General features: G+C 70.4%; 21 protein-coding genes. 14 read left to right on the top strand and 7 right to left on the bottom strand.

The genetic code is table 11. The features are described from left to right. Positions 1 to 90: 90 nt before the first annotated feature. On the bottom strand, positions 91 to 2,154 hold the full coding sequence (locus OV207_RS02290; protein ID WP_420715170.1) for a M3 family metallopeptidase: 2,064 nt from the start codon (positions 2,152 to 2,154) through the stop codon (positions 91 to 93). 249 nt (positions 2,155 to 2,403) lie between these two features. On the opposite strand from OV207_RS02290, the gene OV207_RS02295 reads away from it, so the two are divergent. The 5 genes from OV207_RS02295 (at position 2,404) to OV207_RS02315 (ending at position 7,535) form a co-directional block, all read left to right on the top strand. After that, positions 2,404 to 3,303: a hypothetical protein gene (locus OV207_RS02295; RefSeq protein ID WP_267552192.1), complete on the top strand. Its 900-nt coding sequence runs from the start codon at positions 2,404 to 2,406 to the stop codon at positions 3,301 to 3,303. A 6-nt stretch (positions 3,304 to 3,309) separates the two neighbouring features. Further along, positions 3,310 to 3,684 (top strand): hypothetical protein, encoded by a 375-nt coding sequence (locus OV207_RS02300; protein ID WP_267552194.1) that lies wholly within the window; start codon positions 3,310 to 3,312, stop codon positions 3,682 to 3,684. A 31-nt stretch (positions 3,685 to 3,715) separates the two neighbouring features. Next, positions 3,716 to 4,249 carry a hypothetical protein gene (locus tag OV207_RS02305; protein WP_267552196.1) on the top strand — a complete coding sequence of 178 codons (534 nt, stop codon included), beginning with the start codon at positions 3,716 to 3,718 and terminating at the stop codon, positions 4,247 to 4,249. Positions 4,250 to 4,546: 297 nt separating this feature from the next. Beyond that, complete coding sequence (locus OV207_RS02310; RefSeq protein ID WP_267552777.1) at positions 4,547 to 5,890, top strand: DHA2 family efflux MFS transporter permease subunit; 1,344 nt, start codon at positions 4,547 to 4,549, stop codon at positions 5,888 to 5,890. 160 nt (positions 5,891 to 6,050) lie between these two features. After that, positions 6,051 to 7,535, top strand: a complete 1,485-nt coding sequence (locus OV207_RS02315) for a sialidase family protein (protein WP_267552198.1) — start codon at positions 6,051 to 6,053, stop codon at positions 7,533 to 7,535. Between the two features lie 165 nt (positions 7,536 to 7,700). Here OV207_RS02315 and infC read toward each other — a convergent pair whose 3' ends face one another. Beyond that, positions 7,701 to 8,447, bottom strand: a complete 747-nt coding sequence (gene infC / locus OV207_RS02320) for a translation initiation factor IF-3 (RefSeq protein ID WP_193347367.1) — start codon at positions 8,445 to 8,447, stop codon at positions 7,701 to 7,703. Positions 8,448 to 8,727: 280 nt separating this feature from the next. Here infC and OV207_RS02325 point away from each other — a divergent pair, with 280 nt between their 5' ends. Both OV207_RS02325 and OV207_RS02330 read left to right on the top strand, forming a co-directional pair. Next, the gene (locus OV207_RS02325) at positions 8,728 to 9,987 is read left to right on the top strand and encodes a S1 family peptidase (protein ID WP_267552199.1); all 1,260 of its coding nucleotides are present in this window, start codon (positions 8,728 to 8,730) and stop codon (positions 9,985 to 9,987) included. Between the two features lie 95 nt (positions 9,988 to 10,082). After that, the gene (locus tag OV207_RS02330) at positions 10,083 to 10,700 is read left to right on the top strand and encodes a transglycosylase SLT domain-containing protein (protein ID WP_267552201.1); all 618 of its coding nucleotides are present in this window, start codon (positions 10,083 to 10,085) and stop codon (positions 10,698 to 10,700) included. A 104-nt stretch (positions 10,701 to 10,804) separates the two neighbouring features. Here OV207_RS02330 and OV207_RS02335 read toward each other — a convergent pair whose 3' ends face one another. Continuing rightward, complete coding sequence (locus OV207_RS02335) at positions 10,805 to 11,101, bottom strand: hypothetical protein (protein ID WP_193346158.1); 297 nt, start codon at positions 11,099 to 11,101, stop codon at positions 10,805 to 10,807. A gap of 307 nt (positions 11,102 to 11,408) precedes the next feature. Between OV207_RS02335 and OV207_RS02340 the strand changes: the two genes are divergently transcribed. The 4 genes from OV207_RS02340 to OV207_RS02355 are packed head-to-tail and all read left to right on the top strand — an operon-like array spanning position 11,409 to position 14,894. Continuing rightward, positions 11,409 to 12,482, top strand: a complete 1,074-nt coding sequence (locus OV207_RS02340; RefSeq protein WP_267552204.1) for a hypothetical protein — start codon at positions 11,409 to 11,411, stop codon at positions 12,480 to 12,482. Then, positions 12,479 to 13,477, top strand: a complete 999-nt coding sequence (locus tag OV207_RS02345; RefSeq protein ID WP_267552205.1) for an AHH domain-containing protein — start codon at positions 12,479 to 12,481, stop codon at positions 13,475 to 13,477. Before OV207_RS02340 ends, OV207_RS02345 begins: the two co-directional genes overlap by 4 nt. After that, complete coding sequence (locus tag OV207_RS02350) at positions 13,477 to 14,091, top strand: imm11 family protein (RefSeq protein ID WP_267552207.1); 615 nt, start codon at positions 13,477 to 13,479, stop codon at positions 14,089 to 14,091. The genes OV207_RS02345 and OV207_RS02350 overlap by 1 nt, the downstream gene beginning before the upstream one ends. After that, positions 14,091 to 14,894 carry an Imm49 family immunity protein gene (locus OV207_RS02355; RefSeq protein WP_267552209.1) on the top strand — a complete coding sequence of 268 codons (804 nt, stop codon included), beginning with the start codon at positions 14,091 to 14,093 and terminating at the stop codon, positions 14,892 to 14,894. The genes OV207_RS02350 and OV207_RS02355 overlap by 1 nt, the downstream gene beginning before the upstream one ends. Positions 14,895 to 14,949: 55 nt before the next feature. Here the strand turns inward: OV207_RS02355 and OV207_RS02360 are convergent, their stop codons facing one another. Continuing rightward, the gene (locus OV207_RS02360) at positions 14,950 to 15,465 is read right to left on the bottom strand and encodes a hypothetical protein (RefSeq protein ID WP_267552210.1); all 516 of its coding nucleotides are present in this window, start codon (positions 15,463 to 15,465) and stop codon (positions 14,950 to 14,952) included. Positions 15,466 to 15,676: 211 nt separating this feature from the next. Between OV207_RS02360 and OV207_RS02365 the strand changes: the two genes are divergently transcribed. Next, a complete protein-coding gene (locus tag OV207_RS02365; protein WP_193346164.1) occupies positions 15,677 to 16,135 on the top strand; it encodes a DUF2267 domain-containing protein in 459 nt (152 codons plus the stop codon). Positions 16,136 to 16,167: 32 nt separating this feature from the next. On the opposite strand, the gene OV207_RS02370 is transcribed toward OV207_RS02365, so the two are convergent. Further along, positions 16,168 to 17,661, bottom strand: coding sequence for an HAD-IG family 5'-nucleotidase (locus OV207_RS02370; RefSeq protein ID WP_267552213.1), 1,494 nt, complete (start codon positions 17,659 to 17,661; stop codon positions 16,168 to 16,170). A 170-nt stretch (positions 17,662 to 17,831) separates the two neighbouring features. Here OV207_RS02370 and OV207_RS02375 point away from each other — a divergent pair, with 170 nt between their 5' ends. Further along, positions 17,832 to 18,470, top strand: coding sequence for an SRPBCC family protein (locus OV207_RS02375; RefSeq protein WP_267552214.1), 639 nt, complete (start codon positions 17,832 to 17,834; stop codon positions 18,468 to 18,470). 90 nt (positions 18,471 to 18,560) lie between these two features. Here the strand turns inward: OV207_RS02375 and OV207_RS02380 are convergent, their stop codons facing one another. Both OV207_RS02380 and OV207_RS02385 read right to left on the bottom strand, forming a co-directional pair. Next, positions 18,561 to 20,006 carry a sigma-54-dependent transcriptional regulator gene (locus OV207_RS02380; RefSeq protein WP_267552216.1) on the bottom strand — a complete coding sequence of 482 codons (1,446 nt, stop codon included), beginning with the start codon at positions 20,004 to 20,006 and terminating at the stop codon, positions 18,561 to 18,563. Continuing rightward, entirely contained in the window at positions 19,996 to 21,492 is a 1,497-nt protein-coding gene (locus tag OV207_RS02385; RefSeq protein ID WP_267552217.1) for a HAMP domain-containing sensor histidine kinase, read from the bottom strand. Before OV207_RS02385 ends, OV207_RS02380 begins: the two co-directional genes overlap by 11 nt. A 172-nt stretch (positions 21,493 to 21,664) precedes the next feature. Here OV207_RS02385 and OV207_RS02390 point away from each other — a divergent pair, with 172 nt between their 5' ends. After that, positions 21,665 to 23,431, top strand: coding sequence for a SulP family inorganic anion transporter (locus OV207_RS02390; protein ID WP_267552219.1), 1,767 nt, complete (start codon positions 21,665 to 21,667; stop codon positions 23,429 to 23,431). Positions 23,432 to 23,579 lie beyond the last annotated feature (148 nt).

Raw genomic sequence — 23,579 nt, forward strand, 5'->3', positions numbered from 1 at the left:
AGGCGGGCGACGGCCTCCGCGCGGTGGCCGGGAACTCCACCGGAAGCAGGCGGTGCGCGCCTGCTTCCGGGGGCGACGGGGTGCGGACGGCTACTGCGAGTCCTTCGCGGTGCCCGGCGCCTTCACGGTGCCATCCAGGTAGGCGCGGAAGGCCTCGAAGGCGTAGGGGCGGCCGAGGAAGTCCTGCACCTGCTCCGCGGCGGGCTTGGAGCCGCCCGGGTTCAGCACGGTGGTGCGGTACTTCATCGCCGTGTCCCGGTCCAGGTAGCCCGTCTCCTGGAACTTCGACTCCAGGTCCTTCGCGATGACGAACGACCACAGGTACGTGTAGTACGCGGCCGAGTACCCATCCAGGTGCCCGAAGGCGGCCTCGAAGTGGGTGCCGTCGCGGTACTCGTGGCGGAAGGGGCTGAGCTTCTTCTGCTGCTCGGCGAGGACGGCGGACGTGTCGAAGCCCGGCTCGCGCGAGTAGTACTGGAGGCTGACCGCGGACAGGAAGAGCTGGCGGCGCGCCCACAGGCCCTGGCCGAACTCCTTCGACGCGCGCAGCTTCTCCACCAGCTCCACGGGCATGGGCTCGTTCGTCTCATGGTGCCTGGCGAAGCTCTTGAGCACCTCCGGCTGCTGCGCCCACTGCTGGAGCAGCATGGACGGCGTCTCCACGAAGTCGCGCTCGGTGGAGATGCCGGAGATGGGCGTCCACTTCTGCTGGCCGGAGAAGACGGTGTGCATCAGGTGGCCGAACTCGTGGAAGAACGTCTCCACCTCGTCGTGCGTCATCAGGTCGCCGGGGCGCGGGAAGTTGCACACCAGCACGGCCTCCGGCAGCCGCTTGTCGGCCTCACCGGTGATGAGGTCGAACTGCGCCGCGTGCTTGTACTTGTCGTCGCGCGGGTGCATGTCCAGGAAGATGCGGCCCAGGGGCTTGCCGCCCTCCAGGACGTCGTAGGCCTCCACGTCCGTGTGCCACGTCTTCAGCTCCTTCACCGGCTGGAACGTCACGCCCCACAGGCTGGAGGTGATGCCCATCACGCCGTCCTTCACCCGGGCGTACTCCAGGTAGGGACGCGCCGCCTGCGAGTCGTAGCCGAAGCGCTCCGCGCGCACCCGGTCCTCGTAGTAGTCGTGGTCCCACGGCTCCACCGCGGTGGCGCCCCGCACGTCCTTCTTCTTGCGCGACAGCAGCTCCGCCATCTCCTTCTTCGCGCGGGCCTCCGACGACTGCGCCAGCTGGTCGATGAAGTCCGCCGCCGCCTGCTGCGTGCGCGTCATCCGCGTCTCGGTGGTGAAGGCCGCCCAGTTCGGGTACCCCAGCAGCGTCGCCAGCGCGTGGCGCTTCTCGATGAGCTGGCCGAGCACCGCCTGGTTGGCGGGGAACGCGCGCTGCCGGTAGGCGCGCCACAGCTTCTCGCGCGCCTTGGCGTTCTTCGCGTACGTCATGAACGGGAAGTAGTCCGGGTAGTTGCTGGTGATGACCACCTTGCCGTCCGCGCCCGGCGCGTGCGCCTTCTTGTAGTCCTCCGGCAGCCCGTCCAGCTCCTTGGGCGTGAAGGCCACCTTGCGGACGTCCTCCGCGATGTTCCGGCCGAACTGCTGGCCCAGCTTGAGGATCTCCTCGTTGAGGGCCTTCACCTGCTGACGCGTGGGCTCGTCGCGGTCCACGCCCGCGCGGCGGAAGTCCAGCAGCGTGCGGCCCACCCAGTGGCGCGTGGACGCGTCCTCCTTGGACAGGTCCACCAGCGACAGCGCGTCATAGACGCCGCGGTCCTGGGACAGCGCCACGTTGGCCGCCTCCACCTGCTGCTCGCACTCGCGGGCCGCGTCGCGCATCGCGGGGTCCGGGTGGACCGCGGGCGTGAGGCTGGAGCGGTTGGCGGCGTTGATGAGCGCCGTCTGCGCCTCGTCATAGGCCTTGAGCACCGCCTGCCCGTTCGCCTTCGCATCCAGCTTCTTCAGCGCCACCACCTGCGCCTGGGCCCGCTCCAGGTCCGCCTTGCACAGGGCCTTGAAGGCGTCCGGCGTGCCCGCCAGCGGCTCCGAACCCTTGAAGGGCGCCAGCTGGGGCTTGGATGCGTTGGCCGCGATGCGGGCCTGGGCCTCGCGGTTGTTCGTGATGCTGCCGTTGGAGCAACCCGTCGCGGCGAGCGCCGCCATGACGGTGAGCGCGGGGATTTTCAAAGGGACTTCCTCCAAAAGGAACGACGCGAAACGCGGGCCCGTCATGCCACATCCCCACCCCTCCGCGCCCGTCCGCCGTGAACGGTGCGCCTGCCCCCTGGGAGGGGCCTGACCCCCTTGCGCCCACCGTAACGCACCTCGCCTTGAGCAGCGCCCGGCCTCCCGGTAACTCCCTCGGCTGCTTCGTGGTCCAAGCAGGTCTCCTGGCCGGAGGGTGACAGACACATGCGCAAGGCAATGGGTGCGGTCGCGGCGTTGCTGTTGTGGGGCTGTGGTGGCGCGGGGACGGACGTGCCGTCCGCCGCTCCGGGCTCTCCCGAGGGCTTGACGCTCGGGTCGGAAGCGGGGCTGACCCGGGGCACCTGGACGCGGGAGGGACAGGAGGTGTCCTTCTCCTCGCGCGAGGTGGAGCCCGGGGTGTACCGGCTGGAGGTGCGCACGCACGGCCTGACGCTCACCGGCTTGATGGACCCCGCCTCCGGCGTGTCCACGCTGGATGGCTTCGCGGACCAGAACGCGCAGGACACGCAGGTGGTGGACGCGGATCGCGACGTGCTGGCGGCCTTCTACCAGGCGCTCAACCAGGGCCTGCCCGCGGGCGACGCGGCGACGCCGGAGGCCATGTACCTGCGGCGCGCGGTGGGCATGTGGGCGCAGCACCCCACGAGCGTCACGCTGAAGCGCACGGTGATGGGCGAGCAGGGCCGCGGCTACACCATGCTGTGCAGCTACGCGAAGTGCGGCGGCAAGAACACCGGCAGCTGCGGCGGCACGTACAACTGGTACTCGTACGCGAAGCACGACTGCAACAAGGGCGGCTTCGACAACGCGAAGAACCAGCAGATCGCCCAGCTGGGTGACCACACGACGTGCAACGGCGACGAGTACTACATGAACGGCAGCACCTGGGTGTGCGGTGAGCCGGACCACTGGTCGCGCCCCAAGGTGATGGGCAACTGCTTCGGCCGCTGCGGCGGAGGCTGCGGCGGTGACACGCAGTACACGCTGGACGCGACGAACCACGACGGCTGCGTGCGCAACGGGCACATGCTGGCGAGCGCCTACTGCGACGACCAGTTCCTGTCCGCCACGGACGACGAGCTGTTCGCGCCCAACTGCTACTGACGGCGGATGGGACGCGTGACGCGATACGGGGCGGTGGTGCTGTGGCTGGCCCTGGCCGCCTGTTCGTCCTCGACGTCCGCGAAGACGGAGGCCGGCGAGGCGGCGGTGCGCCGCTTCTTCCAGGCCCTGCCGTCCGGGGACTGCGCGGTGCTGGGCCCGCTGCTCGTGAGCGGCCAGGGCCTGCCGTCGTGCGAGGACACCGTGAAGGACCTGCACGAGCACGACCTGCGCCTGGTGGACGTCGTCGAGGCGAAGGTGGACGGGCGTGATCCGGACGCGGTGCTCGTGCGGGCGCGCGTGTCCCAGGGCGGCCGGGAGCGGCGGGAGCCGTTCGTGTTCCGGGTGGAGCGCCAGGCGGAAGGCTGGCGCTTGCGGCTGTGAAGGGCCCACGTAGGCTTCGAGGGTGCGGACCATGCGACGCCGTGAGCGGGTGATGCTGCTGGGAGGCGCGGGGCTGGTGGTGGCCGGGGTGCTGGCCGTCGCGCTCCTGACGTCCCAGGAGACGGGGGCTCCCACCGACAGGCCTCCGGAGCTTCCGTCACCCCCCAGGGTCGTGGCGACGGAGGTCGCGCCGCCGCGAACGGCGCCGGTGCGGCCGGCCGCGCCCAGGACGCCGGAGGCCACGGTGGTGCCACCGGCCCCCGGGGACGTGCCGCCGGAGCCGGAGGTGGAGGGGGCGCCCCCGCAGCCGAACGACCCCATCGTGGAGGAGCTGCCGCAGACGGCGCGGTGGAAGCTGGAGAAGACGGAGCACGTCGCGTCGCTGCTGGGGCGGGACGTGACGCGGCTGGAAGGGGAGAAGCAGGAGGCCCGGGCGCGGGGTGACACGGTTCGCGTCGAACAGGTGGAGGCGCTGCTCCAGCGTCACCGCGTCCGGTTGGAGGAGCTGCGCGAGGAAGCGCGGTCGCTCACCGAGGCCGCCCGGAACGAACCGCCCGAGCCTTGAGCTCCAGGCGCCTTTCGGCTCCGGGGCAGGACGCAGGGTGCCCGGACGCGGGGCCTGCCTGCCCGCCCTCCGTGAGGCCGGCCGGCATGTCCGGATGGGGGCCCGGCGACGCTGTGGGCTCGGAGTACGCTCGCTTCTGATTCCTGGGACCCACCGGCCGGGCGTGCGTGACAGGCACGGCGCGGCATGCGCATAGAAAAGGACGTGTCCGTCTCCACCGCGACCGCATCCACCGGACCCGTCCGCTCCACCCGAAGCTCCCGGCTGGCATCCGTCGCGGTAGCCAGTGCGCTGTTCATGGAGTTCCTGGACTCCACGGCGCTGTCCACCGCGCTGCCCACGCTGTCGGTGGCGTTCGGCACGGATCCGGTCCACCTCAAGCTCGCGCTGACGTCGTACATCCTGGCGCTGGCGGTGCTGGCGCCCGCGAGCGGGTGGATCGCCGACCGCTACGGCCCGCGCCGCGTCTTCATGTGGGCCATGGCCGTGTTCGTGATGGCCTCCGTGCTGTGTGGCTTCTCGCAGTCCCTGACGCAGCTCGTGCTCTTCCGCACGCTCCAGGGGCTGGGCGGCGCGCTGATGACGCCCGTGGGCCGCCTCATCGTCGTCAACTCGGCGCCGCGCGAGAAGCTGGTCTCCGCGATGAGCTGGTTCACCATGCCCGCGCTGGTGGGGCCGCTGCTGGGGCCACCGCTCGCGGGCCTCATCCTGGGCGTCGCGGACTGGCCGTGGATCTTCTTCATCAACGTCCCCGTGGGCCTGCTGGGCATGTGGGCCGTGGCGCGCTTCGTGCCCGCGTTGCAGCAGCCGGACCCGGGCCCCTTCGACAAGAAGGGCTTCGCCCTGGCGGCGGTCGCCATCACGACGCTGATGGGCGCCGCGGAGACGGCGGGCATCGGGCTGGTGCCGTGGCCGGTGCAGCTGGGCATCGCGCTGGTGGCCGTGGGGACGCTGGTCGCCTACGTGCGCCACGCGCTGCGCACGCCGCGTCCGGTGCTCGACCTGCGCCTGTTCAAGGTGCCCACCTTCCGCGCCAGCATGATGGGGGGCGCCCTGGTGCGCATGGGCCTGGGCGCGACGCCCTTCCTGCTGCCGCTGCTCTTCCAGGTGGGCCTGGGGTGGGGGCCGCTGGAGGCGGGGCTCGTCACCATTGGCACGTCGATGGGGGCCTTCGCGTGCAAGCCGGTGGCGCCCGCGCTCATCCGGCGCGTGGGCTTCCGCCAGACGCTCATCGCCTCCAACCTGCTCACCGCCGCGCTGACGGCCGTGCCCGCCTTCTTCCGTATCGGCACGCCCGTCCCGCTCATCATCGGCACGCTCATCTTCAGCGGCTTCATGCGCTCGTTGCAGTTCACCGCCACCAACACGGTGGCCTACGCGGACCTCCCCAAGGAGGCGGTGAGCAGTGCCTCCACGCTGGCGGTGGTGACGCAGCAGATGGCGCTGAGCGTGGGCATCAGCTTCGGCGGCCTGATGCTGCACGTCGCGCGGGGCGGTGGTGACGTGCGCCTCACGCCGGAGCGGTTCCTGCTGCCCTTCCTGGCCATCGGCCTCGTGTCGGCGCTGGCCGGGCCCCTCTTCCGCCGGCTGCCTCCCGACGCGGGGGCGCAGATCGGCGGCCGGGCCGCCGCGCGCGGCTAGAGGGCGCTGTCCGCCAAACGACGTCTCCGTCCGCGCAACGCCTCCGCGCGGGTGCCCTCCGCAGGGCAGACAGGCAGGCAACGCCCCGTTTCCCCCACCTTCTCCAGGGCGACCCCGCTGGCCAGCTTTCGCGCCAGGAATCCAACGGATGGGGGCTGGAATGGGTTGGGCAGTACTGACAGGACTGTTGCTGACGGGCATGACGGCCGCGACGCCGCCGTCGGCCATCCCGGTGCGAGGGGGCAACGCGCTGACGCTGCCCGCGCACCGGCACATCGTGCGGGTGTCGCGCAGCGAGGGCTCCGTGCTGCTCGCCGCGGTGCAACAGGGCGGGCTGGACGGCCAGGGGCTGCGCATGTTCCGCAGCGACAACGGCGGCAACACCTGGAAGTTGGAGGGCGTCATCCACGACGGCTCGCCGTATGACCGCGCGGACCTCATCGTGGTGGGCCAGGACGTGGCGCTCGTCTACGCGGTGGAGACGCCGGACAGCACGGGCATCAGCGGCTCCACCAGCCGGGACGTGTACTTCCAGTGGTGGCGCTACAGCGCGTCGAAGGGCCGCTGGAGCGCGCAGTCTCCCGTGCGCGTCTTCGACTCCACCAGCTCCAGCACCGCGTACTACCGCGCGGAGCTGGCGCGCGATTCCAAGGGCCGGCTGTGGGTGCAGGCCTTCTTCCGGGAGAAGGACGCCAGCAACACGCTGAGCATCGCGGTGAGCAGCGACGGGGGCTCCACCTTCCGCGAACAGTCCGCGCTCGCGCGCGACATCCCGAAGCGCGGCGGTGGACGGCTCGTGAGCCTGGGCAGCCGGATGATGGTGCTGTGGAGCTCCCACGACGGCCACGACCGCACGCACTACAGGATCCGCGATGACAGCGCGTCGCTGTCCACCTGGTCCTCCACGCGCACGGCCTTCTCCGACGGCATCTACCATGGGGCCGCCCTGAGCGCGGTGGCGGACGGGAAGGGCGGCCTGCACCTGGTCTACAAGGACAACTCCGAGCGGCTCGCCTACCGCCGCTTCGACGGCAGCGCGTTCGGCTCCGCGGTGCGCGTGCTGGAGGACGGGGACTGGGCCACGCAGCCCGCGCTCACCCGCGTGGGCAGCGCCCTGTATCTCTTCTACAACCAGCCCCGGAGCGACGGCGCCGGCTACCGGCTGTGGGTCCGCGCGCTCTCCTCCAGCGGCAAGCCGGGGGCGGGCAGGGAGCTGGCGTCGGTGTCCGGCTTCGCGGGCTACCCGGCCGCGCCGGAGGTGCTGCCCTCGGGCGTGCCGCTGGTGTGCTTCTTCGGCATCGAGCCTTCGTCCGGCTCCAGCGTCCGGCTGTCGTTCTTCTCCACCAGCGCGTCGTCGCTCAAGTCCCAGACGGTGGCCGCGAAGCAGGCGGAGGCCTCCGCCGGAGAACGCCCAGGAGACGAAGCGGGAGACGCTCGGAGCGTGGCCGCCACCGGTGGCTCGGGAGGGCCGTCCTCGTTCGACCCGCCCCCGGACGTGGGCTCGGTGGGCAGCGCCCTGACGGGGGCCTCGCAGCAGGCGATGGCCGCCGGGTGCGGCGGTGCCAGCGCGATGCTCGCGGTGGGCGTGACGTTGCTGCTGATGGAGGCGGGGCGTCGCCGGCGCGTCGGGGCCCTGCGCTTCTAGCGGGGGAACAGCGGTCCCCCCGCGACGCGCGGGACGTGGGAAGCAGCCCCGGACGACGGGCGCGGGCGGGTCCCCAGGGGTCATCCTGGAGGGCACCGCCCGTGGGCGCGTCTCCCATCCTCACGAGAAGGAAGGGGAGACGCGAAGCCCGTTCGCGCGAAGCGGCTACGTCGTCGCGGTCGCGGTGTCCTGCTCGTCGCCCGTATCGGCGGCGTCGCTGGTACCGGTCTCCTCGGCTTCGGCGGGCGCGGTGGAAGCACCCTCCGCGGCGGGATGGCCACCTTCGGGGTGCGGCTTCTTCTGGCTCGGCGGCGAGGACTTGCGGACGGCTGCCGCGGCCTGGCGCGTCAGCTCACGGGCCTTCTGCGCGACCTTCGGCGTGGGCGCGAGGATCATGAACATCTGCCGGCCTTCCATGCGCGGCATCTGCTCGGCGACGGCCACGTCCTTCAGGTCCTTGATGACGTCATCAAGGATGGCGCTGCCCAACTCCTTGTGCGTGATTTCACGCCCGCGGAACTGGATGACGACCTTGGCCTTGTTGCCCTCTTCGATGAACCGGCGGGTGTTGCGCACCTTGAACTCGTAGTCGTGCTCCTCCGTCTTGGGACGGAGCTTCACTTCCTTGAGCTGGATGACCACCTGCGTGCGCTTCGCGTCCGAGGCCTTCTTCTTCTCCTCGTACTTGAACTTGCCGTAGTCCATGATCTTGCAGACTGGCGGCTTGGCCATGGGGCTGACTTCGACGAGGTCGAGCCCTTCGGTTCGGGACCGCTCCAGGGCGGCCTCGATGGTCATGACTCCGAGCTGCGAACCATCGGAGCCCACGACACGGACTTCCCGCGCGCGGATGCGGCGGTTGGTTCTCTGGTCCCTGTTGGGACCGCGACTGTTTCTCTGTTCGCGAATGATGTGAACATCCTCCAAAAAGGGTTGCAGACCCACCACCCGTGAAGATGTGGCGGGCCCTTCAATGTGGCAGGCCCCAACGGCATGTCCGGCAGGCAGGCAGCCTGTCTGACTCCCGTCCGGACCGGTAGACCTACCGGCCGAAGAGCGTCTTGAAGCACGCCTTCTGGCCGGGTGGGCAGGGAGACGTGCAACGGACTCTATCCGGTTCACGACCCCCCAAGGCAAGGTAACGCGGGCGCCTCCCCATTCCCACGACCCCCTGTTGCCTATGATGCGCCCCATGGCGAAACGGTCCACCGCGTCCGGCCGGGACCCGACAGGATGCCGACCCCCCAGGGAGGTTGCGCTCGCCGCGCTCGCCGCCCTCCTGCCGCTCGGCTGCCTGCCTGCCTGGGAGCCCCTGGGGCCTCCGGAGCCCGCACCGACGGTGGCCCGGGGCCTCGTCCAGGGGACGGACGCCCCCGGGGAAGGGGCGACGGTGGCGCTGGTGGCCCGGCGCACGCGCTGTGGCGGAGAGCCGCCGGTGCTCCTGTGCTCGGGCGCCCTCATCGCCCCGGACGTGGTGCTGACGGCGGCCCACTGCCTGGCCGTCTTCGGGGAAGCAGGGCCCTATGAGGTGTTCGTGGGACCTACCTTGTTCCCGGAGCCCGGGGCCGCCGGGCCGGAGGGCCGGTTCGTGCGCGTCACCCGGGCCATGGCCCATCCGTCCTATGTCCCGGCCACCCACGCCTGGGACGCGGCCCTGCTGCGGCTGGCGACGCCCGTCACGGAGGTCCCACCCTACCGGCTCCCGGGGAGCCTGGACGCCCCGGTGTCGGTGGGCAGCCTCGTGCGGGCGGTGGGCTACGGGGACACGAAGGACGCGGCCCGTCCCTCCGGCCGGCGGCGGCAGGGGCTGCTCCAGGTGACCGGCGTGCAGGCCGCGGCCTTCCAGGCGGGCCCCGCCCCCGCGATGACCTGCGTGGGCGACAGCGGCGGGCCGGTGCTGGGAGGGCCGGAGGGAGGCGAGGTGCTGTGGGGGCTCACCGTGAGCGGGGACGTGGCCTGCCGTTCGGAGGCGGTCCAGGTGCGGGTGGACGCGCTGGCGGACTTCCTCCAACCCTTCCTGGGCGAAGCCCCACCCCCGCCCGCCTCCGCCCCCCTCCCCGTGGAGGCGCTCTGCCGGGAGTCCTGCGCCACCGACGCCCAGTGCCCCGCGGGCCTCCTCTGCGTCGCGGCCGGGGACGCTCCCGCCCGGTGCCTGCTGCCCGCGCTCCAGGCGGGGACCTACGGGGCGTCGTGCTCGGAGGACGCCGCGTGTGGCGCGCAGGGCGTGTGTGCCCGGCTGGAGGTGGACGGGGACGACGCCTGCCGCTGCTTCACCCCCTGTGAGGCCATCACCGACCCGCCGGGCCCGGACGAAGAACCCCGGGCCGAAGGAGGAGGCTGCGCCGCGTCCCCCGCGTCTCCGGGCTTCACAGGGGCCGTGCTCCTGGGGCTCCTGTGGCGACAGTCCTGGCGGAGGATTCCAGGAGGTCGGTCCAGGACTGACTCCGCGTGAAAGCGCCTACAAAAACGCAAGTGTAGGAGCAACTCCGCCGGTAGGCGCCCGAGAATCACGCATCACTGTTTTCGGCCTTCTCCGAGGTTCTTCACATGGGTGACTACCGGATCAAGTCGGGCGACACGCTGGGTGCACTGGCCAAGCGCTTCAACACCGACGTGGGCACGCTGATGAAGGCGAACCCGGACATCAAGAACGCGGACCTCATCCTCGCGGACGCCAAGCTCAACATCCCGGGCAGCAAGGACGAGTTCAAGGCGGAGGGCGCGGCCAAGGGCCCGGACCTGACCGGCGGCGGCACCCAGCAGACCCAGGGCGCCAGCGGCGCCGAGCCCGTGGGCGACATGCCTCCCGGCCAGGTCGGTGACTGGATCAAGCAGGCGACGGACATCCTCAAGGCGAACGGCATCCCGGCGGACAAGATGAACCCCCAGGACATCGCCAAGATCATCGAGCACGAGTCCAGCGGCAACCCGAACGCCATCAACAACTGGGACTCCAACGCGCAGAAGGGCACGCCTTCCATTGGCCTGATGCAGACCATCCAGCCGACGTTCGACGCGCACAAGCTCCCCGGCCACGACAACATCCGCAACCCGGTGGACAACATCATCGCGGCGGTCCGCTACTCCATCGACCGCTACGGCTCGGTGTCCAACGTCCCCGGCATCAAGGGCCTCAACGGCGGCGGCGCGTACGTCGGTTACTGACCGGCGCTCGCGGCACCGCGCCCCGCGGTGGAAGGCGGTCCCCCGAAAAGAGGGGCTTCGTCTCCCACGCGGGGCGTCGTCTTTTCCGGCGTGGGGCTGGAGCTTCAGCCCCCGTGCAGCCCGGAGCGATTGCGCGGTCCGCCCTCGCTCTTGATGTGGATCTGACTGGGCGCCTTCTTCCGGCCCCGCAGCCCCGTGCCCCGGTTGTTGCGCTTGGGGCCGTGGTCGCTCGCCGCGGGCCCCAGCGTCACGCGCTTCAGGTCCTTCTGCCGCATCAGCGCGGCCTCGTCGTCGTGCGCCAGCGTCTTGCGACCTTTGCTGGCCTGCACACTGGGTTGGGCCGCATGGGCATCCACGCGCCGCTTGTTCTTGATTCCCGCCACCAGGGTCCGCACGGACATAGAGGTCCTCCTTGTCCTCAAGAGGTAGGGACCCCGCAGGCAGGTGCCATCCCCCGGCGGAGGGCAGGGCAGGGGCCGCTCCATGGGCATGCAGGGTGGCGGCGCTCGTCCGCGCGCGAGCTCAGGAGGGGCGAGGCGAGCGTCCGTCCGCACGGGATGGCCGCAAGCATGGTCCACGGAAGCGGATGGCCTGGGCCGGTCTGAACCCAGGCGTCCGTCTGGACAGGCATTGATATTCCTCGCCTTGAGGTGAATTCCAGCTTCCGCCTATCTTTTGCCAATGAGGCTGGAGATTGCCGCCGCCGCGATGAGTTCGTGTCTGGGGCCGCTCATCACGGCCTGTGCGGCATTCCGGGCGGGGCTGACGCAGGCCCGCGCGTCACGCGAGTTCAAGTACTTCCCAGAGGGGGACAACGCCCCGGCTCCGCTGGTGGCGTGTGCCATTCCGGAAGCCACCTTTGGGTTCTCCGCCGCGGGCAGGCTCATCGCCATCTTCCATGAAACGCTCATGGACTTGCGGGGCCGGGTGGAGCTCCAGGCGTTGGGGGCTGACACTCCACTCTTCCTGGTGCTGCCGGACGCCCTGGAGCGCGACTTCCCGATGCGCCCCGAACTTCGGGAGGACGCGGCGCGGCGGCGCGATGTGCTCGGCACCTTCGTCTTGAAGCAGGCCTTCGACAACCTGGGGATGGTCTGGCGGGGGGGATGGCGCTGCTTCATGGGGGGCCATGTGGCCTTTGCCCAGGCGCTCCAGGCCGCGCGGGACGTCATCCGCTCCCACGAAGCGGAGGCCTGCCTGGTGGTCGCGGTGGACAGCCTGCTGTCGCCTCCGACCTTGCACTCCCTGGCCCTGCGGCGATGCCTCAAGACGGAGGACCAGCCCGTGGGGTTCATTCCGGGAGAGGCTGGGGTCGCGCTGCTGCTCCGGCCCGCGAAGAGACGTCTGGACTCCCGGGGTCCTTCGCCGGTCCTCCTGGATGACGTGTGCGTCCTGGAGTCCCCCGAGCCCGAGCGGGCGGATGGCCGTGACCTGGCGGCCTGTGTGGAGCGGGTGCTGCCGCCCGGACCGCCCGCTTCGGAGGAGCCGTTGCTGGTGGGGGACCACAATGGCGAGCAGCGCCGGGCCCTCGAGTGGGGCAACCTGCTGTTGCACCTGCGTGCGGCGCATCCCGCGTGGCGGCTTGAGCGCTCCTGGTTTCCGGCGCTCGGCTTCGGTGAGACGGGAGTCGTCTCGGGGGCCCTGGGGGTCTGTGTGGTGCTTCGGGGGCTCGAGCGTGGTTATGCCCGGGCCCGTTCGGGCGTGGTGCTCACGTCGGAAGACAGACAGGCGCCACGGGCCGCCATCCTGCTGTCCACCGCGGAGAAGGAGGGTCGCGCATGAGCAGCTCCGGGACGAGCGGTGCACCGAAGAGGACCCGCTTCAGCGAGTTCAGCTTCAGCAACGTCGATGAGGACACCTTCAAGCACGAGAAGTTTCCGGAGCTGGAGGACCCGGCCTACCCCCATCAACTCATCCAGGAATTGGAAGCCCGGTCGAAGGAGGACTCCGAGCACGCGAGCACGCCGGATCCATTGAAGCGCAGGGGACACGCCCAATACCGGGGGCCTGCGTACGTGCACAAGCACGGAGGCCGGGACCGCTACAACCAATGGCCCTTCGACTTCCTCTTCACGGGCTGCGACGACGCCCGGAAGCAGACGATGCGGGAGAAGGTGGAGAAGCTCGCGGAGCAGCGCCCGGTCTGGGCCATCGTGAAGGACCGTGCGAAGTGGCAGGCGTGCTTCGAGTTCCCCGAGCCCGGGAGCTTCCCTGGCAGGGACAAGCGGTTCTTCCTGACGAAGAAGCTCACCCACAAGACGGAGGCGGAACGCTACTTCTTCTTCTCGGCTTCCACGCCGTACCGGTGGGTGGCACACCACCTCATCCCCATCGAGGTCTTTGACAGTCGGAGTCTGTCCCACTTCACCGATGAGGAGCAGGAGTTGATTCGCGCTTCGGGCTACGACGTGAACAACGGACACAACATCGTGCCGCTGCCCACCTGGGATGTGTCCCCGCATTGCCTGCTGGCGCACCTCGGCGGCCACTCCGAGTACATCAAGCATGCCAAGATGCAGTTGGAGATCGTCAAGGACACGCTCAAGGAGGCCCGGGAAAGTGACAGGCCTCACGCGGCGTTCTATTCACAGCTCATCAGGGAGTTGACCGACGTCGAGGACGATCTCTGGAACAAGCTCAAGGACCTGGGCAGGAACTCAGTCAAGCTGTACCTGCAGGGCAAGCGTCCCAAGGACAACTTGGTAAAGTTCATCTCCAAGGGCAAGCGGAAGAGCACGGGGCGGCGCAGGCGCTTCCCGGAGGGAGCGATGAACTGATGACGACCGACAACCGGACGTTCTGGATGCTCGACACCATCAGCAATCCCGGAGCCGTCATCGAAACCTATGTGGCGGACGCTCCGTCCAAGTGGCGCCTCTTCAAGGGCCAGAGCCATGTCGCGCAATTCCCAGCGGGGGCCACCTTGAAGTTCTCCAGGGACTTCCCCAAGCACCGCAAGCTCTTTGACTTCGTGGCCAACACGCTGAGCCTGATCATCGCCTCGAAGAAGGTGAAGGACATCCTCGACTCGGTGGGGGTGGACAACTGCGAATACCTGCCCGTGGCGGTGAAGGACCACAAGGACAAGGCCGTGGGGCCCGAGTACTTCATCATCCACCCGGTGGGTGGGGAGGAGGGGCTCGACCTGGAGAAGTCCGTCTATGACAAGGACCACTTCGATGAGAGCAGGATCCGGCGTGTCCATACACTCACCCTGAACAAGCAAGCCATCCCCCCGCGTGCCCGCTTCTTCCGCTTCAAGCCGTTGATGCGGGAGTACGTCATCGACCAGGTCGTGGCAGATGCGTTCAAGGCCGGCAAGGTCACCGGCTACCGGCTGTTCGCGGCGGAAGGTTGGGACGGCTCCTTCATGCACCTTGAGGCGGAGTGATGGAGTTCGACCTCGCACAACTCCGGGAGGAGGCCGCGGACTCGCTCGACATCCTCTTCGACGACGCCTTCCCGGAAGTGCTGGCGGGAGGCACGGTGGAGGAGCTCGTGGGACTGGTGCGCGAGGCCTGCGTGCACTTCCACACCCAGGGCGTGACGACCCTGCTCCTCGACGGGAGCCCCCAGCACTTCTTCTACCAGCTGGCCTGCGCGGCGGAGAACTGGCGCCGGTTGCTCATCCACCTGCGGGCCCGGGGGGCGGACCTTCCGCCCGCCTCCGACAACGCCTCGCTGCTGGGGGCCGTGGTCGGCGGATATTGGGAACTCGCCCGCGACCTGTGCCGGGTCTCCGCCTCCCAGCAGGCCGAAGAGGAATACGAGGACGAGTTCGCCTGGGCCCGGCTGCTCCAGGAGTTCATCGCGCTCCCCTCGGATGGAGCCCCTTCCGAGCAGTGGCTCCGCCAGCAGGAGGGCGCCCTCGCGAAGTCCCAGGCGGACCGGTGGGAGTGGTTCCAGGCCCTGCTGTCAGGAGACGGAAGCCGCTTCCTCGCCGCCTTCGAACAGGTCCTCCAGCAGCATTCGGCGGAAACCGAAGCCCAGACCGTGAGGTGGGGCACTTCTCCGGAGCAGTTCGTGGCCTCCCGGTTCATCTGGTTCGAAGGCCTCGCGATGCTTCGCCTCGCCGAGCGCCGGGGGATGAAGGTCGAAGCCCCGCTGCGCTACTGCCCGCCCCTGGCACGGGTTCCGATGAAGATGGCCTACGACGGTGACTGGGCACTCTCGTTCGGCGCGGCTCCAGGCTGACGGCCGGACAGGCCCCTGGCCGTAGGGACGCCAGGACGCACGGCAGGCTTCCCGCTCAGGTGAGGTCGTCGTTGCTGCGGCGGGCGCGCTTCTTCGCCTTGGGCTTGCCCGGCTTGGCGCCCGGCCGGGTCTTCTGCTGCCGCGTGGTCTCCGGCGGGAACAGCCAGCCGTCCTCGGGGCGGGGCGCGGTGGCGTTCACCACCGGCTCCAGGTGCTGGCCCCGGCAGCCCCGGCACCAGGACTGCGGACGGCGCTGGCCCCGGCTCATGATGCGGAAGCCGAAGTCCTGCTCCGTGGGCCCCGTGTGGCCGCAGCGCGGGCAGCGCGTCATCGACGTGGTGCCCGTCTCCTTGGCCTTCTCCCGGCCGTGCTCCACCACGAGCGCCAGCGCCGCCGCGAAGCCGAGCTTCCGCTCCGTGGACACGTGGAACTGACGCGCGCGCTTGCGGCTGCCCATCACGGGCAGGAGGTCGAGTCCCCCCAGCAGGTTGCGCTGCTCCAGGACTCGCGACGACGACGATGGCGGGGTCGAGTGGCTCACGCGATCATTCATACGGGAGGGGTCTGACATGGACGGTTCGCGCGCCTGCCCGCCAGGTCCCCCTCCGTTCGGAGGTCTGGACACATGTTCAGTAACTCCGGGCACTTGGCGGCTATTTCCCGCCGGTGGGCGGCCCAGGGTGGGGGGCCGGAGGCCGGGGCCCGGCTGGTTGGCGGGCGCGAACGGCCGGGAGGATGTGCACCTTGGGGCTGCCCTCCCAACGCCCCACCCGAGGTGTGCCATGGCCCAGTCCCACGAAAGCGAATCCGAGAAGCAGGCCCGCCACGAGCGTCGGCATGACGCCCACCTGCGCGCCACCTACGCGGCCTTCCTGCGCCACCTGGAGGAGGTGAGCGGCCTGCCCCGCAACCTCGCGGAGTGCGCCGCCGTGTCGGTGCTGACCACCCTGGAGCGCCGCGTCCTGCCGGAGGGCGCGCGCAACCTGGAGGCGCAGCTGCCCCGCCTGCTGGTGGCCTTCCTCCCGCCCCCGGAGGAGCGTCCCGCCCGGCTCCAGCGCTTCGGCCGGGAGGAGTTCATCGAATCCGTCGCGGAGGACCTGAAGATGCCGGTGGACCGCGCGGAGCTGGTCATCCGCGCCGTGCTGCGCGCGTTCCAGGATCAAATCACGGAGGGCGAGGCGGACAAGTTCGCCAGCAACCTCCCCGCGGACCTCCAGGCCCTGTGGCGCCTCACTCAGTAGGTGAAGCGCCCCGGAGCCCGGGCGTGGCGCGGCTACTCCGCGGGGCCGCTGCCCGCGCCGTCCCCGGTGGTGAACACGGGGGTTCCTCCGGGGAGGCTGGGGTCGTGCGGGAGGCTGCCGCGCGGGCTGCGCAGGTAGACGAAGGGCGTGGCGAACAGGAAGTTGCTCACGCGCGACGTGTAGATGTCCGCGTAGCGCTCCACCTGCCGCGCCAGGTGGCTCTTGTCGTTGCCGGCGCGGGTGAGCAGGCCCCAGTGGGGGTTGGACAGCTCCCCGGCCGCGCGCGCCATGGGCCCCAGCTCCGCGTCCAGGGCCTCCGTCTCCGTGCGCAGCTCGGCGAGGCGGGTGACCAGCTCGCCCTCCAGCGTGTCGGTGCGGGGGCCGTACTGGTGGCGGCGGCGCTGCAGCTCCAGCCGGACCTGGCAGCTCTCGTCCTCCAGGCGCTCCTTCTTGAGCATGCGCTCGCCGATGCGCATCTCCGTGGCGCGGAACGCGGCGATGGCGCGCACCTCGTCCTCCAGCTCGCGCAGGATGAGCGCGGTGCGCCAGCGCAGCACGTTCTTGGTGACGTGCACGTCGCCGAACATGTGGTCGCCTACGTAGAGGATCTCATCGCCGGACAGGCCCAGGTGCCGCTCCAGCTCCAGCGCGCTGCCCCCGAAGTAGGGCTTGCTGCGGTTGAGCGGGCCGGAGTGGGGGCGCAGGAGCGCCTCCCCGTTGGCCTCCACCACCTCGAAGAGGGTGGAGCGGGTGGTGAAGAACTCCGGCTTGCGCGCGCTGACGATGACGACGTCGAAGAGCTGGCGCCAGGTCATGCCCTCGGGCAGGTGCTTGTCGAAGGCGAAGTGCATCATGGGCTCGGTGTAGGCCCACTCGCTGTTGGTGATGAGCAGCAGCTTCTTGCCGGCGCTCTTCTGGTCCAGCAGCGCCAGCGGCGTCTCCGGATCATCAATGACGTAGCGCTCGGGGTCCGCGATGATTTCGGCCTTGAGGCGCCCCTGCATGTGCGTGGCGTCCAGGTTCTTGCGCACGTGCTCGTAGAGGTCCACGTAGCCCATGGGGCCGGGGAGCTGGCCCGCGTCCAGGCGGTCCACCAGCTGCGCGTAGATGCACGCCTCCGACAGGGAGAAGAGCGTGTTGAGGAACACCCAGCGCCGGTCCGCCAGGTCGATGATGGTGCGGTTGTAGGCCTCGCGCTGCGCGTCGAAGTCCATGGCCTTGCTGCCGTGGAGGGCCTTCTTCACGAAGCCGAAGCGGTTGGCCTTGAGCAGGTTGCCCTTGGCCGTGTCGATGATGAGCCCGCGGATGGCGAGCATCGGGTCGAACGTCAGGTCGGCGACGGGCCAACCCTGCTCGACCAGCCGGTCGCGGATGTACTCGTAGGCGCGGCGCTCCCACGCTTCCACGCGGTAGTGGATGAGCGTGTAGTCCATGTCGTAGCCCACGGCCTTGATGGCGCGCATGTTGAGGGTGCGGTTGCAGAACAGGCCACGCTCGGGCGGGGGACCGGAGTATTGAGGACGCATGGGGTGAAGGCTTGCCAATCCCCGAGCGCAAAGTCGAGCGGCCCGTGCATTCCGTTGGTTCGTGGGCAGGGCCTGGGTCGTCCAGATGTCGGAATGATGGGATACGGGTGACGCGCGCGACACGAGGGGCCGGTGGCGGGCGCGATGCGAAGGACAGGTGCACGGTGGAAATGACGCGACGGTTCGGTGGAGCGGTGGCGGCGGCGGTGCTGCTGGTGTCGGGCATGGCGGGGGCAGAGGAGGCCTGGGACACGGTGGCCACGGAGCCCTTCGTGGTGAAGGTGCGGCCTCGCCCGGGGACCAAGGCGAAGGACATCTGGGCGGAGGGCGAGCTGAAGGCGTCCGCGGCGCAGGTGCAGGCGGCCCTGGAGGACATGGAGTCCTACCGGTCGTGGATGCCGTACGTGAAGGAGTCGCGCGTGGTGAAGCCGACGGACGACGGCGGTCGGCTGACGTACACGCGGTTGGACCTGCCGGTGGTGTCCTCGCGCGACTACATCTGCCATGTGGTGACGGAGTCGAAGGTCGCGCCGGATGGGACGGGCGTGTACCAGCAGCGCTGGAAGGCGGAGCCGGACGCGTTCCCCGCGCGGCGCGACGTGGTGCGCCTGCGCTTGAACGAGGGCAGCTGGAAGGTGGAGTCGCGGGGCGAGGGGCGGTCCTGGGCCGTCTACAAGTTCACGGTGGACCCCGCGGGCTCCATCCCCGGGTTCCTGGCGAACGTGGGGCAGAAGGACGCGGTGGTGGACACGCTGCGCGCGGTGGAGAAGCGCGCGAAGTCGCTGACCGTGACGCCCCCGGCGAAGTAGGCGCGAGGCGCGCTGACCCCGGGGCCGTGAGGCGTCTGTCTGTTTCTCCCGACCGGGGCCCATGCCGCGCCGCCGAAGCTCCGCGTCCGTTCAGCGTGGGGGGCCGTCCTCGGAGGTCTCCTTGAAGTCAGCGGCGGACAACCCGTGCCGCTTGAGCAGGTCGTAGAAGTCGCTCCGGTTGCGCCCGGCCATCCGGGCCGCGGCGCTGACACTGCCGCTGCTGCGGCGCATGGCCTCCGCCAGGTAGGCGCGCTCGAAGGCATCGCGTGCTTCGCGCAGCGAGGGCAGGTCCGCCGTCCCGCCTGGAACGCCCGGCAGCTGCGCGCTCCCGGCCGGGGGCCGCTCCAGCGCCTGACCCAGGCGGGGCACGTGGCGCGGCTGAAGCTCGTCCGTGCCGGCCAGGAGCACCGCGGCCTCCATCTCGTGGATGAGCTCCCGGACGTTGCCAGGCCAGCCATAGCGCTGCAGCAGCTCCACCGTCGCGGGTGAGAGGCGCGGCGGGCGCAGGCCATAGCGGTTCGCCGTGCGCTCCAGGAAGAGCTGCGCGAGCAGGGGGATGTCCTCGATCCGCTCGCGCAGGGGCGGCAGCTCGATGGGCACCACGTGCAGCCGGAAGTAGAGGTCCTGACGGAAGCGCTTCGCGGCCACCTCCTCCGCGAGGTCCCGGTTGGTGGCGGCGACCACCCGCACGTCCACGGGCTCCTCCACGTCCGCGCCCACGCGCGTGAGCCGCTGCTCCTGCAGCACGCGCAAGAGCTTCACCTGCACGGACGGGGACGCCTCGCCGACTTCATCCAGGAACAGCGTGCCGCCGTTGGCCGCGCCAAACAGACCTTCGCGCTCGCGCACGGCCCCGGAGAACGCGCCCTTCACGTGCCCGAACAGCTCGCTCTCCAGCAGCTCTGGCGGAAGGGCGCCGCAGTTGACGGCGACGAAGCGCTCCTTGTTGCGGCGCGAGAGCAAGTGGAGCATCCGCGCCGCCAGCTCCTTGCCGGTGCCGCTCTCACCGGTGAGCAGGACGGTGGCGTCGGTGGGGGCAATGCGGGCAATCACCTCGCGCACGCGCGAAATGGCATCGCTGGTGCCCAGCAGCAGGGGCTCGCCATCCTCACCCATGCGCCGCCGCAGCTCGGCCACCTCCCGGCGCAGCCGCGAGCGCTCGAGCGCGTGCGTGAGCTTCTGCATGAGCTCGTGGTCGTGAAACGGCTTGGTGAGGAAGCCGTAGGCCCCCTCCTGCATGGCCTGCACCGCGGTTTCGATGGAGCCGTGCGCGGTGAGCATGATGACGGACAGCTCGGGAGCGCTCTGTCGCGCGGCCCGGAGCACGTCCATGCCATCCATGTCCTCCAGGCGCAGGTCGAGCACCATCGCGTCCACGCGCTCCTGCGCGAGCCTGCGCAGGGCGCCCTTGCCCTCGCTCTCCACGGTCACGTGGTAGCCGCGTGAAGTCATCCGCATGGACATCAGCTCCGCGAGCTGAAGGTCGTCGTCCACCAGGAGCACATGGGGCTGCTGAGCGGGGGATTCATGTGTCAAGGCGGCCTCCGGGGGGCGCGGGGTCTTCCAGGGGAATCCAGAAGGTGAAGGTGGCTCCAGGGGGAGGCGTGTCCGCGAGCGACAGCTCTCCTCCGTGCGCGGTGATCATCTCACGCGCGATGGCGAGCCCCAGCCCCGTGCTGCGGCGCCCGCCCACCTCCAGGCTCGCGAAGGGCCGGAAGATCCACTCGCGCGCGTGCACGGGCACGCCTGGGCCCTGGTCCGCGACGGACAGCTGGACCGCGGGCACGGTGCTGGCGGCGCCAGGGCGCTTGCGGCTCACCAGCTCACAGGAGATGCGCACCGTCTGGCCTGAGCTGGAGACGGCGATGGCGTTGCTCACCAGGTTGGACAGGGCGCGCTCGACAAGAGGGTCGTCGATGGGCGCGCGCACGGGCTTCGCGGCCGGCTCGTACACCAGCTGGACCTTGCGCTCATCCGCTTCGAAGGCGAGGTCCTGGAGGACGTTCTGGACAATCTGGTCCACCGAGGCCCCGGCATTGCGCTGCAGCGGCTGGCCGGACTGCACGCGCGACAAATCCAACACGGAGGTCACCATGCGAATCTCGCGCTCACACGCGGCCTGCGCGAGCTTCACCACGCGGGCCTGCTGCGGCGTCAGGGGGCCTGTGCTGCCATCACCCAGGAGCGAGAGGGCCTCCCGCACCCGGGCCAGCGGCGTGCGCAGGTCGTGGGACACCGACGCCACGAACGCGCTCTTGAGGTGGTCCAGCTCCGCCAGGCGCCCACGCATGCGGTCCAGGTCCAGTGAGAGCGCGCGCAGCTCCTCGGGCCCGCGCAAGGGGGGCAGGGGGCTGAAGTCACCCTGGCCAATGCGGCGCGCATGCGTGGAGAGCAGCGCCACCGAGTTCGACACCGCGCGCGCCTGCGCGAAGGCGAGCGCTCCCGCGGCGAGGATGCCCAGGAGGCCCAAGAGGCTGCCTGAGCTCAGCGCCTCCGCGCCGATGGAGCGCGCGTGGTCCTCCTTCGCCTGGATGGCCAGGCGCATCTCCCGCGTGCGCTCGGACCACACCGTGGTGAGGGTCTCGTCCAACTGCAGCCGCCGCTCACGCAGGGGAAACGCCAGCATCGACTCACAGGTGCCTGCCTGCTCCAGTTGCAGGGCGTACTGCACATAGTCCTGGGCGCTCGCCCGGATCTCCGCATCGAGCTTCACCGCGCCGACGCCGAGCGCGGTCTGGAGATCCTGGCGTGCGCTGGCGATGGCGCTGTGCACGGAGGGCGCGCTGCTGTCGTGCTGCTCGCAGGCGACCACGCCGCGCCGCACCGCCAGTTCGAGCGCCCAGGCTGCGACGTACACGCGCTGCTCTCGCTCGAAGGCCGCGAGCTCCTGCTGGCCCACGCTCGCCACCAGCTCGTGGGTGCGCATGAGGCCCACCGCCATCTGTGAGAACGCCGCCACCAGCAGCGCGGTGACCACCGCATAGGACAACAGGAGCCGGGCGCGCAGCCGAAGCACGAACATGGCGCGCAATCTAACGCGCTTCCGCGCGCGCGCCCGTCACTGTGCACGGCCGTCTGTCGGTCCCGACAGTGTTGGCCTGGGCCGACAGGAGGCCTGCTGGGATGGACCGACAGCGAGGCGCGCCGCACTCGGAGACGGGGCCTGGCACGACATCTGAAAGACGCCGTCGTCCATGCGTTCGACGACCGTCTTCTCCAAGCGACCCTTCTGGACCCAGCGTGCGGGCGAGCTCATCCACAGCTGGCGCGAAATGGTGCACCCAAGCAGCCTGCCAGCCGATGCGGCCGCCGGCTTGAGCGTGGCGTGCGTGGCACTTCCTCTCAACGTCGCGCTCGCCACCGCGGCGGGACTGCCCGCGAGCGTGGGGCTCGTCTCCGGCGTGGTGGCCGGCATCATGGGCGGGCTCTTCAGTGGCAGCCGCTTCCAGGTCACCGGCCCGGAGGCGGCGCTGCTGCCCCTGGCCGCGGCCATCGTGGCGGCGCATGGGGCCGCGGGCCTCGTCATCGCCACGGTGCTCGCGGGCGCCATGCAGGTGGCGCTGGGGCTCGTGCGCGCCGGGCGCTTCGCGCGACTCATTCCCCGGCCCGTGGTGATGGGCTTCACGGTGGGTATCGGGCTCTTGCTGCTCAACACGCAGCTGCCGCGGCTGTTCGCGGTGGAGAACACGCACGCGGACGCCGTGGCGCTCGTGATGCAGCGCACCTGGGGCGAGCGCGTGGGGTGGCTCGGGGTCGCCGCCGGGGCCCTCACGGCGCTGGCCATGCTGACCCTGCCCCGGCTGCACAAGCGCATCCCCGCGGTCCTCGTGGGGCTGACGCTCGGCACCGCGCTCATGGTCTTCCTCGGGGCGGGCTACGACGCGGTGGGCGCCTTGCCGCGCTCGCTGCCCATGCCGGCGCTGCCGTCCTTCCAGGGCGTGGACCTCGCGGGGCTCCTGCCGGCGGCCCTGGGCCTCGCGCTGCTGGCGTCGCTCGGCTCGCTGCTCGCGACGAGCTCGCTCGATGCGCTCACGGGTGCGCGCACCCACAGTGACCTGGATCAGGACCTGGTCGCGCAAGGGCTGGCCAACATCGCGGCCGGACTGTGCGGCGGCTTCCCGGTGATGGGGGCCATCGTGCGCGCCAGCGCGTCCATTCAGGCAGGCGCGCGCACCCGCGCCGCCTCCGTCATGCATGCACTGTGGCTCTTCGTGGCCATGGCGCTTCTCGCGCCGCTGGTGGCGCGCATCCCTATCGCTGCACTCACCGCCATCCTGCTCGTCGTGGGAGTGCGGCTGCTCAACCTGGAGGGTCTTGTTGCCATGTGGAATCAGTCCAAGTCGACGTTGGGCGTGGTGCTCGTCACCGCGCTGGGCATTGCGATGTTCAATGTGTTCGCCGGCATCGGGGCCGGGCTCGCGCTGGCGAGCATCCTCTACATGCGGCGCCATGGCGCCCTGCGGCTGGAGGTGCAGCGGGTGACGGACGCGTCGCAGCTCCAGCGCGGCCTGCACGTGCAATCCCCGGAAGCGCCCAACGCCTCCAAGGCGCTGGACCTCCTGGTCGCGCGCGTGGACGGGCCCATCCTGTTCATCAACCACCTCAAGCTCTACGACCTCGTCGACGGCCCCCCCTGGGCGAAGCTCGTGGTGATTGACCTGTCGCGAGTGTCGCTCGTGGATGCCGCCGGTGTGGCGACGCTCCAGTACCTGGCGGAGTTCCTCGCCGTGCGCAGCTCGCACCTGGCCCTGGTGAAGGTGCCGCACCAGCTGGAGGCCACGCTCGAGCCGCTCGCGAAGCACCTGCTCGAAGCGCGGATGCACGACTCGCTCGAGGCCGCGCTCCAGGGGGCTGGCCTTGCGCACGGCGCGCCCATGGAGCCTGTCGCCAACCCCGCGCCCGCCGCGCTCGCTGCCCACGTCGTGCCTCCCGCTCCTGCCGCGCACTCCGCGCACCTGTAGAGCGCTGCGCACGGATGGGCGGGAGAGAAGCGATGTGAATGGAGCCCCCACGCCCCGCGGGTCGTGGGGGCTCTCGCGCCGAGGCCAGGCACGCACCTGCCATGGGCACGCCCCGGTGCTCCAGAGTCGCGCGCACCCCTTGCGGTGG

The organism is Corallococcus sp. BB11-1, from assembly GCF_026626625.1.
GTDB lineage: Bacteria > Myxococcota > Myxococcia > Myxococcales > Myxococcaceae > Corallococcus > Corallococcus soli.